Origin of the sequence: Frankia sp. CgMI4, assembly GCF_001756285.1 — a bacterium.
Taxonomy (GTDB): Bacteria; Actinomycetota; Actinomycetes; order Frankiales; family Frankiaceae; genus Frankia; species Frankia casuarinae.
Window position 1 is genome coordinate 1 of record NZ_MAQZ01000003.1, and the last position, 14,759, is coordinate 14,759.

Here is a 14,759-nt window from a genome sequence, read left to right on the forward strand (position 1 = left end):
CCATCTCGTCGTCCGCGACGAACACCGCCGTGGGCGGCGACTCGACCGAGAGCAGCTCAGCCATGGCCCGCTCGCCTCCCAGCCAGGTAAAACCCCCGACCGCCTCCAACCCCGGGTCACATTCGATACCGGCAGCCGCGAGAGCCTCGCGATACCCGCGCCGCCGATCCGCGGAAGCGGTGGAAAGCGCCGTCTCGCGATTATCTGATCCGTCCCCGGYCGCCTCACCCGAGATCAGCCCGATCCGCCGATGACCCAGATTGATCAGGTGCTGCACCGCCGTACGGGCACCGCCGACGTCATCGACCCGCACGCTGGGGAAACCGGGCACGCTCGCGCCGACCAGAACAACTGGTTCTTTAAGAAGGAAGCCCAGGATTTCGATCTCCGTCGGAGTGACCGGAGTGAGAGGTGGACACAGGACGAGCGCCGCATCGACTCGCTCACACAGTGACAGCGCATCGAAGAGGCCCGAGTCGTCCCCGAGGTTGTAAAGCAACAGGTCCAGTCCGGCCCCCCGCAGCACCGCCTCGGCCCCCCTGAGGACTTCRAGGAAAACCCAGTTGGCAACATCCGGCACGATCACCCCTTGTGGACCAGGACCGCGCCGGTCAGGCTCAAAACGGCGGCGAGCACGGCGAGAATCATCGCGGCTGGGAGGGTACGCATTCACGAGGTCTCCGATCTCTGACACCGATGCGATCTGATCGTCCAGTTGTGGAGCGGGGCCGGTCCTAGCTTCTCCGATCTGTTGGGCGGTGTCTTCCATCGCCCAACAGATCGGAGGGGCTGGTTCGCGAAGATCCAGTGTGTGATACCGGACCTGGCGTACTCCTCGGCACCGAGCGCTGGATAGCAGGTTGGTGCGACGAACACCGGCGTGCGCCGATCCCATCCCCGGCCGAATTCCAGAAGTTCCTCGCCCCCGTCGGGTCGCGTGGCTTGCACAAACACCGCGTCCGCGCCGGCATCCACWTAGCGGTTCGCGCGGTTCAAGGCCTCGGCCACGCCGTGCCCGRCCACCAACGCTTCGGTTCGGGCGATCAAGAAACAGCTGGGCTCCAGCCCGCGGCGCGTGGCGCGGAGGCATTTCTCCTGTTCTTCCACGCTGGCCAGGTCCCGCTCACCGGGGTACAGGATCGACCACTTGTCCAGCGTGTTGTCCTCGATGCACACCGCGCTCGCGCCGGCCTGGGAGATTGTCCGCGCCGCCAGGTCTACCTTGCGCGGGCCTCCGTACCCGGATTCCATGTCCACAACCACCGGATGACGCGTCGTCYTCGCCACGGTCCGTACCACACTGGCCATCTCGGAGGAATCTATTAGCCCGAGATCGGGAAGGCCCCCCAGCGCGGCGGACACACAGAAACTGCTCACCCAGACGAAGTCGGGGTTGTGCTTGTCGGCCAGCCGTGCGGACGGGCCGTCATACACGCCAACTCCGAGACGTACAGGAGTATCGGTCGAGAACCAGCTGGGTGTCACGTGATTACCTTCCCGGTTTGTGATGTCGAAGAGTTCRACTTTTAACCATTGGAGTGGTATGCGTAGCGCTCCATCGAGCCGCACAGATGAAATCTTCGTTGGGAGCTAGCGGCTGTCCGGTGACCATCACGGCGCCCGCGGCTGCGGGCCCGGCACCCTGCTCGTGACCGACGGTGACATACCGGAGGGTGGCGCCGTCGATCAGCGTTCGGGGCGGGGAAGGGATCGGACCCCTGGGGGTGCCAAAGATGATCTTTTCATTCGTCGACCCCAACGAACCGACCACCGACCGCGCTCCGGTCATCTTCTTGATCCTTTTTCTCCGGTCGGTGAGATCATGAAGATCCGAAGTGAGCTCCCGAGGCATATCGTCAACCATCATGTTTACGTACGCTACTCCCGGATTGGTGTCGATGCGCGTCGCGCGTCGCCTGGGGGCGTGTGACGTARATCTCCCTAACTGGGTGCCAAGCCCTTTTATCGATCTTGATCTCAGCTAGCTTGCTGGGAATTTTGGGGCATTTGAAGCTTTTGCGTAGCAATCATGTACGGTTCRCAATCGTGATGTCATCCTTGGTTAGGTTGCATGGGCTCTGGTCCGTGAGGAGGCGGAGTCCCAGGATTCCCGATCCTTATGATCTTAACAATCGATCGGTTGAAGATTGTGCTGTCGCTGGACGAGCACTGTGTCCCGCTCCGTCCACGCTGGTACATGCGTGGCTCACCGCTCGCGACCGTGCGGTGTGCCGGGCAGTTCTCGCCTGCTCGTGGTTACGGGTCCACGTGTAGAGCCGGGCACGGGCCCGGCGGCCGACCGCACGCCCCAGCCGATGGCCGTCGTCACCTCGGTGTCCCGCGCGACGGACAGGGCGCGTACCCAACGCCCGGCTGGTGTCGCCGCCCTCACCGGCCACCTTCAGTCCTTCGGGGCACGCCCGGCCGGGTTGGTCCGGACCGTGAACCCGGATCGGGAGAGGATTGGCACGGGACCGAACGGGATGGCCCGGATGGAAACGGGATGGCCCAGATGGGGATGGTGTCGTGCACAGGTTCGAGGACCGCTGGGTGGTTTCCGCCAGTGATCTTGTCGACGTCGTCGAGTGTGGGCATCGCGTCGGGCTTGCGCACGCGCTCGCCGCCGGGCTGGTGACCGGGGAGACGTCGGAGAACGGGCCGCGCCGGATCGACCGGGTGCGCCTGACCCCCGCGGACACCACTGCCGTGCGGCACGGCGAGGCGCACGAACGACGCTGGCTGGAGCATCTGCGCCGGTGTTTTGGCGCGGACGGGGTCGTGGCGATCGAGCGGCCCGCCCCCACGCTCGCCGCCCTGGCCCAGGCCCACGAGCGGACCCGCCAGGCGTTGGCCGCCGGGGTTCCCGTCGTCTACCAGGGGGCGCTGTTCGACGGCGCGTTCCAGGGGCGCCCCGACTTCCTCATCGCGGCGCATCTCGACCCGGTCGCCGGCGCATCGACCGGGCCCGCGGTCGCGGGCCGTTACGAGCCCTACGACGCCAAGCTCGCCCGGCACGCCAGTCCGGGAGCCGTGCTGCAGCTCGCCGCCTACGCGGCGGCCTTACCGTCGGTGGGCGTACCCGTTCCGCGGTTCATGCATCTGCTGCATCCCGCGCAGCGGGCCACCGCTCCAGAGCCAGAGCCAGAGCCAGAGCCCGCGCTCGGGGTCGGGGTCGGGGTCGGGGTCGTGCGCACGTTCCGGGTCGACGATGTCGTGCCGATGGTCGGGCACGCGCGCAGCCGTCTCGCCGATCGGCTGGCGGCTGCCCCCGCGGTTCCCGAACCGTCCTGGGCCGAGCCCCGGTCGGCCTGCGCCACCTGCGCGTTCAGCGCGCACTGCGCGCGCGGCCGGGCGGAGGCCCGCGACCTGTCGCTGGTCGCCGGGCTGCGCGGCGACCAGCGACAGGTGCTGCGCGCGGCCGGCATCACCGCGGTGGAGGAGCTCGCCGCGGCCCGCGACGACCAGCGGCCCGCGACGATGTCCCCGGCGACGTTCGCGGGACTGCGTCTTCAGGCGGAACTGCAGGCCGGGCAGGATGCGACGCGTACCGCGGACGACCCGGTCGGGACGGTGACCGTCCGGATGACCGGCCCGGAGGGTCTCGCGGCCCTTCCGGTGCCCGATCCCGGTGACATCTACTTCGATATGGAGGGCGATCCGTACGCGCTGGACGCCGCCGGTCTGGAGTACCTGTTCGGCGCGGTCACCCTCGCGGACGGCGAGCTCTTCCGGGCGTTCTGGGCACACGATCGGGCGGGGGAGCGGCAGGCGTTCGAGCGTTTCGTCGACTGGGCGACGGAGCGGTTGCGCGCGCACCCCGGCGCGCACATCTACCATTACGCGCCCTACGAGCCGAACGCGTTGCGCCGGCTGGCCGCGCGACACGGCACGCGGGAACGGCAGGTAGACGATCTGCTCGCCGGGCACCGGCTGGTGGATCTCTACGCCGTGGTCCGGCGCAGCCTGCGGATCTCCCAGCCGTCCTACTCGATCAAATACCTCGAACCGCTGTTCCTGCCCGGTGCCCGACAGGCCGAGGTGAAGAACGCCACCGACAGCATCGTGGCGTACGAGAGCTTCCTGGCACACCGCGCCGCCGGGGAGCTCGCCGCGGCCGACCGCGTCCTCGCTCAGATCGCCGACTACAACCGGATCGACTGCGTGTCGACCCACCGACTGCACCGCTGGCTACTGGGCCTGCGGGGGGCCGACGGCGGCACGCCGCGGATCGACACCGCTGCCGCCGTTGACACCGCTGCCGACGCCGCCGACGACGCGCTCGTCGACGCCGCCGACGACGCGCTCGTCGACACCCTCGTCGCGGGCCTTCCCGACGATCCGGCCGACTGGACGGGAGACGAGCGGGCGCGCGCCCTGCTCGCCGCGGCCGTCGGATACCACCGGCGTGAGAACAAGCCCGCCTGGTGGTCGTACTTCGCGGCGCTGACCGCCGATCGCGCCACGCTGGAATCGGCCGACGACTGCGCGGTCCCGGTGAGCTGGACCGTTGTCGAGGACTGGGTCGAACCGGCCGGGCGACGGCGGCGGAGTCGTCGACTGCTGCAGGCCCGCGTCGATCCGGACCGTCCGCATCCCTTCGACCGCGGCGAGGCGGTGCGGCTGCTCTACCCGGGACCGCCCGGGGCCGAGGGCGCCACCACCGACGCGGTCGTCGAGCGAGCCGAGCCGCACACGCTGCTGCTGCGGGAGAGCGTCGCCCCCGACGGCGTGGCCCGCAGGCCGCCCCTCGCCGTGCTGCCCGGATCGCCGGTGCGTCCGGAACCCAAGCCGGCGGCGATCCGCGGCCTCGCCCGCCGGACCGCCGACGCCCTGCCGGACCTGCCCGCGGACCCCGCGTTGGACCTGCTGCGACGTCGCCCCCCGCGGCTGGTCGGCCGGGACGACCTGCCGGCGCCCGGCGAGCACGACGGAGACCAGATCGCCGCCGTGCTCGCCGCGGTGAGCATGCTCGACGGCTCCTACCTGGCCGTGCAGGGGCCGCCGGGGGCGGGCAAGACCTACCTCGCCGGCAGGCTCATCCGCCATCTCGTCGAGCAGGGGCGCACGGTCGGGGTCTGCTCGACCAGTCACAAGGCGATCGAGAACGCGATGCTCGCCGCGACCGGCCAGCCGCCGGCGGACCCGAAGCCCGCGGATACCCGGGCCGCGGACGCCCGGGCCGCGGACGCCCGGGCCGCGGACGCCGTGCCCGCCTGGCGCCCCGCGGTGCCCGCCGCGAAGAAACAGCGGTCCGGGGCGAGGCCGGCTTCGGCGGCTTCGGGCATGTTCCCGCCCTGGGATGGTCCGCGGGATCTGCGGGCACTCGCGGCGTGGCGCCGGGAGCACCCCGAGGGCCACCTGGTCGGGGACACCGCCTGGGCGTTCGCGAACCCGGTGCTGCGTGGTGACCCCTTCGACGTTCTGATCATCGACGAGGCGGGGCAGTTCGCGCTCGCGGACACCCTCGCGGTGGCTGGCGCGGCCCGCAACCTCGTGCTCCTCGGCGATCCGCAGCAACTGCCGCAGGTGGTGGCCGGCATCCATCCGGACGGCGCGGACGCATCGGCGCTGTCGCATCTGCTCGGCGACGCCGAGGTGATCCCGCCCGAGTTCGGCTACTTCCTCGACCGGACCCGCCGGCTGCACCCGGCCGTGTGCGCGCCGGTGTCGGCGCTGGCGTACCGGGGGCTGCTGCACGCRCATCCGGTGGCCGGGACGCGCGCCGTGGCGGGTGTGCCGGCCGGGCTGTACCTGCACGACGTCGAGCATCACGACAACGGCACCCGGTCGGACGAGGAGGTGGCCGTGATCCGTGACATCGTTCGCCACCTGCTCGGTCGTACCCTCGTCGACGGCGGGCCCCCGCGCCCGCTCCTCGGCAGTGACCTGCTCGTCGTCGCCCCCTACAACCGGCAGGTGCGGGCGGTCGAGCACGCGCTGGGCAAGGCGGGCCTGCCCGGGGTGCGGGTCGGGACGGTGGACCGTTTCCAGGGCCAGGAGGCAGCCGTCGTCATCACCTCGCTCACCACGTCCAGCTCGGCCCAGGCGCCGCGGGGGCTGGACTTCCTGCTCTCCCGCAACCGRCTCAACGTCGCGATCTCCCGGGCCCAGGTGGCGGCGGCGCTGGTCATGTCACCGGCGCTGCTCGACAGCTCTCCCCGTTCGGTCGCCGAACTTCAGCTCCTCGCCGGGTTAGCCCGGCTGCGTGTCATGGCCCGAACGGACCTGCTCGCCGTGCRCTCCCCGATACATTCCTGACACTTTCCTGGTACGTTGCCGGAACCTGGTGGGTGGTGGCGATGAAGCCACGGAGTCCACTACGCGCCCGCGGCCCCCGACTCTCATGCAGATATGTAAAGTCCGTTTCGTCGGTATTTGTTTGTGCTTATTGTAAAGCCGGTGCTAGGATTCGCGACGTCTGGGCAGGTTGGGGAAGGGGATGCTCATGACTCTTACACTGGCTATTCCTAGCCGTATGCAAACTGTTCTGCCTCGGGCGCTCGTGCGCCTGCGGGCCTCATCGGGTGCACACATTACTTTCGGGGGAATGGTCGCACTCCATTCCCGCACCCTGACCATCACCAACGTGGACGGGCCGGGGCCGGCCGGGCTGATCGGTGTCGAGATCCCGTCCGGGATGGGCATCGGTGGTCAGGTCGTCAAGCATTGCCGGCCGGTCGTCATCAACGATYGAGCTGCCGCGCGAAGAGCGCTGCGATCCACCKCCGCGGAGATCGACGACACCGGTCTCGGTGCGATCATGGCGGTGCCGGTGTGCGAGGACGGCGCGGTGGCCGCGGTACTGTACGCCGCTGTCGAACCGGATCTGTCATTCGATGAGTCGGCTATTCACGCGGYCATGGCGGTGGCCCGGTTGATGGAGCGCGAACTCGGTCTCGTCAGTGGGGGGCCGCGGTCGAGAGTGCCGTCGGTACCGGTCCAGGGGCGGGTACCGGTCCAGGGGCGGGTGCCGGTCGAGGGGCGGGTGCCGGTCGAGGGGCGGGTGCCCGTTCAGGGCGGGGTGCCGGTCGAGGGGCGGGTGCCCGTTCAGGGCGGGGTGCCGGTCGAGGGGCGGGTGCCGGTCGAGGGGCGGGTGCCCGTTCAGGGCGGGGTGCCGGTCGAGGGGCGGGTGCAGGTGCCGATCCAGGGCGGGGTGCCGGGGGCCGTCCCGTTTCCGCGGATGCCGGGTCTGCCCCGGGAGAGCCTGCGGCTGGCCTATCGGGAGCTTCAGGAGGTCACCGAGCATGTCGCCGATCCGTTTCTGCGTGGTCGCATCGGCGGGGTGTCCGAGCTGCTGCGCGGGCTGCTCGCCGAGGAAACGAAGACGGTCGGACGGCTGACGCTGACCCCGCGCGAGTTGGAGGTGCTTGCCCAGGTCTCGTTGGGATTGTCCAACGTCGAGACGGCCCGCCGGCTGACGGTCTCGCCCGAGACGGTGAAGGCGTACCTGCGCAGCATCATGCGCAAGCTCGGTGTCCGTAACCGGACGGCCGCGGTACACGCCGCGCGCCAGATGGGAATGCTGCCCTGATCTCAGGGGTCCGCACCGGACCCCTGCCGGGGGTGTGGCCGTGGCTGCCGGTCTGGCAGTCACGGCCATTCGACCCCGCCGTATATTCCCGGCGCCGGTGTACGAGGATCTCGACCGCGGGTCGATGTGGCCTGCCATCGGTGCCATAGCGGCGTTTTCACGTTGTKCGGGCAGGAGTGGCGGGGCCGCCCGGCCGGCGAGCCGAGGCTCAGGCTGGACCTGAGGCATTGCCCTACTACCTTTGGGATTGTTCCCGGCATTCCCGCCCACTCCTCCTACGCCGCGGCGGCAGCCTATCCTCGAAGATTCTTCCAGTTGCCCTGCTTTCGGCGGCCGAATATCGATCGTGGCCGGGTTCCCGCTACACTTCTGCCTCCGGGCGAGGGTAGTTCGGAACCGGGACCCCAGGCGGGTCTACTTTCGAGGCGGAAGCTCGGGACTTCCTCGCAGTGCTCCATGCGGTGCTCCATGCCCGGACGTGTGGTCGCTGGCGGCCACCGTCCGGCCGTTACGAGATCCATCGGCACGGGAGATCCTCGAAGGAGCGTCATGCCGTCGTTCGCTGATCCGGCGCAGCAGCGCGAATCCCGACCCGATCGGGTGACGTATGCCGCGTTGTCGCACGGACGGGACGAGGGGTCGCACGGACGGGACGAGGGGTCGCACGGACGGGACGAGGGCTGGGCCGACCGCGGCCCCGCGTCGGCGGGCTCCACCGGCGCACCACCCCGTTCGCTGTTCACGATGGTGGCTGACGCGGCCGTCGTGTACCGGGGAAGGGTACTCGCCGCCGCCTGCCTGCTGGTGGTCGTGCTGCTGCCGTGGAATGCCGGAATCTACGACCAGCTCGCCACCGGTGGTTTCTACGCACCGGGCGATCCGTCGACGCGGGCTGAGYGGCTGCTCGACGAGGAGTTCCCGGACGCGCCCCCCGACGTCGCCATCATGCTGACGTCGGCCCCGGGTATCGACGGGCCGATCGCCGCCCGCCTGGGCCGGGAGCTCACCGGGCGGATCGCCGCGGAGCCGGGGGTGACCTCGGTGCTGTCGTACTGGCCGGGCGGGCCCAACGAGGCGAGCCCGCTGCTGCGTGCGAAGGACGGCCGGTCGGCCCTGATCGTGTTCCGGCTCACCGGTTCCGAGGACCGCATCCAGCACCGCCTGAACGCCCTGCACGACCGGTACGCCCACGATGGTCCGGGGGTCCAGGTCCGGTTCGGCGGGGCGCCCGCGGTCATGCGTGATGTGACCGAGCGCAGCCGTGTCGACCTGGCGCACGGTGAGCAGATCTCCGCTCCGCTGGTGTTCCTCGTGCTGCTCTACGCCTTCGGCACGGTCCTGGCCGCCCTGCTTCCGGTCCTGGTCGGCGTGGTGTCGGTGGTGTCGAGTCTCGCGCTGCTGCGGCTGGYGGCCACGCTCACCGACGTGTCGGTCTTCTCGGTGAACCTGACGACTGCCCTCGGATTCGGTCTCGCGGTCGATTACAGCCTGTTCATCTTGCGACGTTTTCGGGACGAACGGGACCGCGGGCTGCTCCCGGCGGCGGCGCTGCGCCGGACGCTGGAGACCGCCGGGCRCACGGTGTTCTTCTCCGGGGTGACGGTGGCGCTGTCCCTGACGGCCGCGCTGGTCTTCCCGATCTATTACCTGCGTTCGTTCGCCTTCGCCGGCATCATCRTCGTCGTCGCATCGGAGGTGGCCGCACTGCTCGTGCTGCCCGCGGCGCTGATGGTGCTCGGTGACCGCATCGAGCGCGGCAACGTCCGGCTGGCGTTGTCGCGCCTGAGACGCTCCCTGAGACGCTCGGGGTCACGCCCCTCGGGTCGCCGGCGGTCCGGTGGCCACCGCGTGGGGGCCTCGGCGGCTGGCCGCGGCTGGTCGGCGCTGGCGCGGCGGGTCATGCGCCACCCGGTGTTCTTCGGTGGGGTCGCGATCTTCGTGTTGGTGCTGTGTGCCGCCCCGCTGCGCCACCTCGACCTCGCGCTGGCCGACGACACGGTCCTGCCGGCGACCGCGGAGGCTCACGTCGTCAACGACGCGATGCGGGAGGACTTCGTCGTCTGCCTGTCCTGCCAGATTCCGATCGTGGTGCMCGGAGTGGACGCGCGGGACCCGGGGAGCGCCGAGAAGCTGACCGACTACGCGACCCGCCTGTCCGCGCTGCCGGGCGTTGCCCGCATCGACACCGTCACCGGCAGCTTCCTGCGGGGCGAGCGGGTCGGTGTGGTGCCGAAGACTGCGATGAGGTACGTCGGAACGCACCGCGGCGCCTGGCTGTCGGTGTGGCAGACCGACAGGTCTCCGCTGTCCGAGTCGGCGAAGGACCTGGTGCGGAGGCTGCGGGCGGCACCGGCGCCGTTCGGCGTCCTCATCGGCGGACTCGCGCCGCACTTCCTCGACACCTCGCATTCCATCAAGCGGAGTCTGCCGCCGGCCTTCGCCGTCGTGATGACGGCGACCTTCATCCTGCTGTTCCTGTTCACCGGCAGCGTGCTCCTTCCGCTGAAGGCGATGTTCCTCAACACGCTGAACCTCGCTGCMACCGTCGGGCTGCTGGCGTTCGTCTTTCAGGACGGACACCTGACCGGTCTGGTCGGCGACTTCCAGGTGTCGGGCACGCTGGAGATGACCAGCCCGGTCCTGATGTTCTTCATCGCGTTCGGGCTCAGCATGGACTACGAGATCTTCCTGCTCGCCCGCATCCGCGAGGAGTACCTGCGGACGGGAGACAACCGCGATTCCGTCGCCCGTGGGCTGGGGACGACCGGTCCACTGATCACGAGTGTGGCGCTCGCTCTCATCGTGGTCATGGTTGCGCTGTCCGCGTCGGACATCAGCATGATCAAATTGGTGGGTATCGGGCTGACCGTGTCGATCGTGCTCGACGTGACCCTCGTTCGAGCGATCCTCGTCCCGGCGTTCATGGCCCTGGCGGGCGACTACAACTGGTGGGCTCCCGAGCCGCTGCGCCGTCTGCACGCGCGGTTCAGCCTGCGGGAGGGCGGCGACGAAGYGGCCTCGCACGCGGGGGACCCGGGGCCCGGGGGACCCCCCGACCCCGGGGGACACTCCGACCCCGGCAACCGCATGACGACGAAGATCATTTATCGGCGGGGGCGGGGAGAACCTACCCGAGGGGCCCGGCCGCCGGTCGGGCCGGCCCCGACCTGGCACTACTACCTGCGCCCGCGGCGGCGCGCGGACGGTGGGCCCTTACCGGCCATGATGGGTATCCGGGGTTTCGCACTCGACGACATCCGCGTCGAAAGCGCATAGGTAGTACGCATTAGGTAGTAAACGCCAATCTCGGCCTTGGCCGGTAGCCTCGGGAGCTGACGACTCCTACCCGCCGCCGCGGGCTTGCGCGGTCCGCCTGCGGTTGGCCTTCTTGATCGCATCGACGAGATCGTCCCTCGACATCGTCGAGCGGCCGGGGATGTCGAGCTCACGGGCGAGYGCGCGCAGGTGTGTCAGCGAGGCGTTCGCRTCCACGCCCTCGGCGGTCGGCCCGCTGTGCCGGGAGGCGGGCGTCGGCTTGGCGGCCTGATCGTCGGAGGGACCGGGCCGACTCTTCGGCCRCCAACGGTCCCCCACCTTCTCGTGGGTGTGCTTGAGCGCGGCAAAGGCCGCACGGTGGGCACGCGCACCCTCACCGTAGGTTTCCACCGCCGAGTCGTGGGTCTTCTTCCAGGTGCGGATGGCCTGATCGTCGGAGCGGGTGATGGTGGACGGAACGTCGTCCCGCATCTCGTCGGCCTGCGCCTTCTTGTCGGTCTTGTCGGTCCGCGGCTTCTTCCCGACCATGGCACTCCTCCTCCCGAACGGATGCTCAGGTCCTCCCGAGCGGATGCTTATGGACCTTCCCTCGATGCCGGGACGTATTCCCGTCCCCGTTGCCGCCGGGTAGCTCGTGGCCCGTGGTGGATCTCTTGGCGCCTTGATGCAAAGAGTGAGGCATCGGCTACCGTAGCGTGCCAATGTCTCGACCATGACGACCCGAAGGACGCCTCATGTCCCATGCCGCTGACCCGTTTCGTCGGCGTCGCCGTGAGCCCGGTCTGTCCCGGCGCGGAATTCTCGGTCTCGCCGGTGCCGGTCTGGGTGGAGGGGCGGAGGCGCTGCTCGCCGCCGCGCCGAGCAGCGCGTCCGCTGGCCCGGCCGGGCCAGCGGACGCGGGGGCCCGACCCGGTGCGGAAGCGCGGGCCCTCTCGGCGCCGGGGACGCGTGTCGTGCTCGTGCCCCGGACCCTGGCCGCCGTGACGAGGGGAGCGGGGCCCGCGACGTCGGATTTCGACATCGGTTACGTGGCGGTCCGATGGACACGTGACGGGAACGATCGCGCGGCGGATGGCAGGGCCGGTTCCGGGGGTGCCGGCACGGGGACCGCCGGGACCGCCGATGCCGGCGGTGCCGTTTCTCGGGGCGCCGAGATCCGGCTGCGCCAGCCGGGGGGTGGGTTCGACGCATGGCGGCCGCTGGCGGTCGGCTGTCCGGCGGAGCGGGACGATTCGCCGGCCGGGGGGAGGAGCGCCGCCGTGCTGGTCGCCGCGCACCGCGCGACCGGCTACGAACTGTGGTTGCCACCCGGCGCGACGTCCGTGACGTCCACCGCCCTGAACACGACGTCGGGGCCGTTGCAGCGGTTGACGGCCCCCATTGTGTCCGCCTATGCCGCCCTTTCCGCGATCTCGGCTTCCCGCGCCGCCCTTTCCGCGCCTTCGGCTTCCCGCGCCGCCTGGTCGCCGGGGCTCTTCGCCGCGCCCAGGTCGTCGCCGCCGCCCCGGGTCGCGACCGCGTCCGGGGTGTCGGCGGTCCCCGCCGCGCCGGTCGCCCCCGTCCGGCTGCCGGCGACGCTTGACCTGCGCTACCTGCCCCGGGCCGCGTGGGGCGCGGACGAGTCGCTACGGCTGTCCCCCTCGTCCGGCAGCGGTTGGAAACCGACGTACCACCCGGGCCAGGTGGTCACGGTTCATCACACGGTGACGCCCAACGACGATCCGAACCCCGCCGCCACCGTGCGGGCGATCTACCACTTCCACACGGTCGAGCGGGGATGGTCGGACATCGGGTACCACCTCCTCATCGACGAGGCGGGCACGCTCTACGAGGGCCGGTGGTCGGGAACGGACAGCGTTCCCGGCCACCGGGAGGACGGCTACGTGGTGACGGGCGCGCATGTGGCGGACTTCAACGCCGGCAACGTCGGCGTCGCGCTGCTCGGTGACCTGCGGACGCGCATCCCCACCGCCGCCGCCCGTCGCACGCTCGTCCTGGTGCTGCTCGCGTTGACCGGAGCGCATCATCTCGACCCGCTCGGCACCGTCCACTACGTCAATCCGGTGAGTGGCAGGCGTCGTACCGTCCCGGCCGTCAGCGGGCACCGCGACTGGATGGCCACCGAATGTCCGGGCGGCACGGCCTACACCGCCCTGGCAGGTGTGCGGACGGACGTCGCCCGGCAGCTGATGTGAGGCTCACCGGCTGGTGCCCCGCCGGGCGACGGGGTGGGCCGTGGACGGATTCAGGGGCGCCAGCCGGCATAGACCGCGAACCTGCCGTGCTTGACGACRCAGTCGACCGGCGCGAATCCGGCGTCGGCCAGCCAGTCGAGCTGGTCGGCGAGCGGCGCGCACCGATCGAAGGACATCCGCCGCAACGCGGCCTCCCACTCGGCGTCGTCCGAACCCGCCGCCCGGGCCTGCCGTTCGTGCATGTCCTCGTACTGCCGGGTCAGGGCGGCGGTTGGGCCGTTGACCTGCTCGAGGTTGACGAACAGCCCACCCGGCCGCAGGACGTCGCGCACCCGGCGGAACAGGTCGCGCTTGCCGGGGTCGTCGAGGTGGTGGATGGCCAGCGCCGAGACGACCGCGTTGAACGGGCCGGGAGGCAGGGCGGATGCGAGGTCCGCGACGGTGACGGCCTCGACCGGGCCGCCGGACAGCCGCGCCTGGGCCTTGGCCAGCATCGGCGCGGCGCGGTCGAACAGGTGCAACCGGACGTCGGGGACGGCCGCGACGACCGCGGCGGCCAGCAGACCGGTGCCCGCGCCGAGGTCGAGCACCGCCGGTCGGGCGCCACCCTGGCGTGCCACCAGGTCGCCGACCGATCCGTACAGCAGGTCGAAGGAGGGGACGAGCCGGCGGCGCTCCCCGTCGTAGGTCCCGGGATCCCAGCTGGGTGTCTCATAATATGAGATAGGCATCTCATTCATTGAACAATCATACGATCGGGCCCGGCCGCGCAGCACCGCTTCCGGCGGGTCCGCACATCGTGCGTCACCCCGCAGGTCCGCCCCGTACTCCGCCCCTTGGGCCTCGTGGCGCCCTGTACGCCGGCGTTCGCTCCCGCTCGTCCCGCTGTCGGCGTCGATCTCGCCGACGGTGTTGCCTTCGGTACCTGAAACTCACAGGTACCTGAAAGTATGATGTTGTTCGCGTCATGTCTCGGGAGGCGTCACGTTCGGGAGGAGGGACGCTCGGGAGGAGGGACGCATGAAACGGGTGGCCGCGGTGAGCACAGCGACGGCGGTCGCCCATGTCCTGCGGGAGGAGATTCTCAGCCGGCAGGACGGCGACCTGTACCTTGGCCAGGAGAACGAGCTGCTGGCCCGGCTCGGCGTCARCCGGCCGTCGCTGCGTCAGGCGGTGCGGCTGTTGCAGGCCGAGGGGATCCTCACCGTCCGCCGGGGTCATCACGGCGGTCTGTACGGACAGCGGCCGGACGCGGCCGGGGTCGCCCACATGGCGTCGGTCTTCCTGCGCACCCGTCGGGCCTCGTTCGCCGACCTCAGCGCGACCCACGCCCTCATCACCACAGAGTGCGCCCGGCTCGCCGCGCTCAATCCGGATCCGGCCGAGCGGGGTCGGCTGCTGACCTTCGTTGACGCCGACGCCGGTGGGGACGCCCGCGACCACGCCCRGGCCCGGGCGCAGTGGGGCGTGCTGCTCGCCGAGATCGCCCRCAGCCCCACCCTTCAGCTCTTCGAGGACGTGCTCGGTTCGCTGTCGCGGTATCCGACCTCGCGGCCGTTCCTGCTCGACCCCGACAGCGTCGCCCTGGCCTGGGAGCAGTGTCGGTGGATCGCGGAGGCGGTGCGGGAYGGCGATGCCGACACCGCCGCCATGCTGTGCCGCGAGCACGAGGACGCGATGGCCCGCTACCTCCGCGACCAGCCGGATGATCTCCTCGGCTGGTGAGCCGTCCGGCCGGGTCCATGCCGCCACCCTCG

The 14,759-nt window shown here is 70.5% G+C and carries 9 protein-coding genes; 5 read left to right on the plus strand and 4 right to left on the minus strand.

Translation table 11 applies throughout. The annotated features are described in order from the left end of the window. Together Manayef4_RS01100 and Manayef4_RS01105 are read right to left on the minus strand one after the other, a co-directional pair. Positions 1-580, minus strand: a 580-nt coding sequence (locus tag Manayef4_RS01100) for a substrate-binding domain-containing protein (protein ID WP_254665398.1), incomplete at its 3' end; no start/stop codon positions are given. Between the two features lie 89 nt (positions 581-669). Continuing rightward, on the minus strand, positions 670-1,569 hold the full coding sequence (locus Manayef4_RS01105; protein WP_175443288.1) for an isocitrate lyase/PEP mutase family protein: 900 nt from the start codon (positions 1,567-1,569) through the stop codon (positions 670-672). Between the two features lie 957 nt (positions 1,570-2,526). Between Manayef4_RS01105 and Manayef4_RS01110 the strand changes: the two genes are divergently transcribed. The 3 genes from Manayef4_RS01110 to Manayef4_RS01120 all read left to right on the plus strand — a co-directional run bounded on the left by Manayef4_RS01110 (position 2,527) and on the right by Manayef4_RS01120 (position 10,807). Further along, a complete protein-coding gene (locus Manayef4_RS01110; protein WP_070130346.1) occupies positions 2,527-6,258 on the plus strand; it encodes a TM0106 family RecB-like putative nuclease in 3,732 nt (1,243 codons plus the stop codon). A 217-nt stretch (positions 6,259-6,475) separates the two neighbouring features. Beyond that, positions 6,476-7,531: a LuxR C-terminal-related transcriptional regulator gene (locus Manayef4_RS01115; protein ID WP_254665408.1), complete on the plus strand. Its 1,056-nt coding sequence runs from the start codon at positions 6,476-6,478 to the stop codon at positions 7,529-7,531. A 549-nt stretch (positions 7,532-8,080) separates the two neighbouring features. Further along, positions 8,081-10,807, plus strand: coding sequence for an MMPL family transporter (locus Manayef4_RS01120; protein ID WP_254665399.1), 2,727 nt, complete (start codon positions 8,081-8,083; stop codon positions 10,805-10,807). Between the two features lie 66 nt (positions 10,808-10,873). Here Manayef4_RS01120 and Manayef4_RS01125 read toward each other — a convergent pair whose 3' ends face one another. Beyond that, on the minus strand, positions 10,874-11,335 hold the full coding sequence (locus Manayef4_RS01125) for a ChaB family protein (protein ID WP_083282224.1): 462 nt from the start codon (positions 11,333-11,335) through the stop codon (positions 10,874-10,876). A 206-nt stretch (positions 11,336-11,541) separates the two neighbouring features. Here Manayef4_RS01125 and Manayef4_RS01130 point away from each other — a divergent pair, with 206 nt between their 5' ends. Next, positions 11,542-13,002, plus strand: coding sequence for an N-acetylmuramoyl-L-alanine amidase (locus Manayef4_RS01130; RefSeq protein ID WP_011435978.1), 1,461 nt, complete (start codon positions 11,542-11,544; stop codon positions 13,000-13,002). Positions 13,003-13,052: 50 nt separating this feature from the next. Here the strand turns inward: Manayef4_RS01130 and Manayef4_RS01135 are convergent, their stop codons facing one another. Further along, positions 13,053-13,733, minus strand: a complete 681-nt coding sequence (locus Manayef4_RS01135; protein WP_235186908.1) for a class I SAM-dependent methyltransferase — start codon at positions 13,731-13,733, stop codon at positions 13,053-13,055. A 289-nt stretch (positions 13,734-14,022) separates the two neighbouring features. Between Manayef4_RS01135 and Manayef4_RS01140 the strand changes: the two genes are divergently transcribed. Beyond that, on the plus strand, positions 14,023-14,727 hold the full coding sequence (locus Manayef4_RS01140; RefSeq protein WP_070130348.1) for an FCD domain-containing protein: 705 nt from the start codon (positions 14,023-14,025) through the stop codon (positions 14,725-14,727). Positions 14,728-14,759: the final 32 nt, after the last annotated feature.

Coding starts and splice junctions, on each gene's coding strand:
- Manayef4_RS01130 (WP_011435978.1), top strand. CDS start 11,542: ATGTCCCATGCCGCTGACCCGTTTCGTCGGCGTCGCCGTGAGCCCGGT.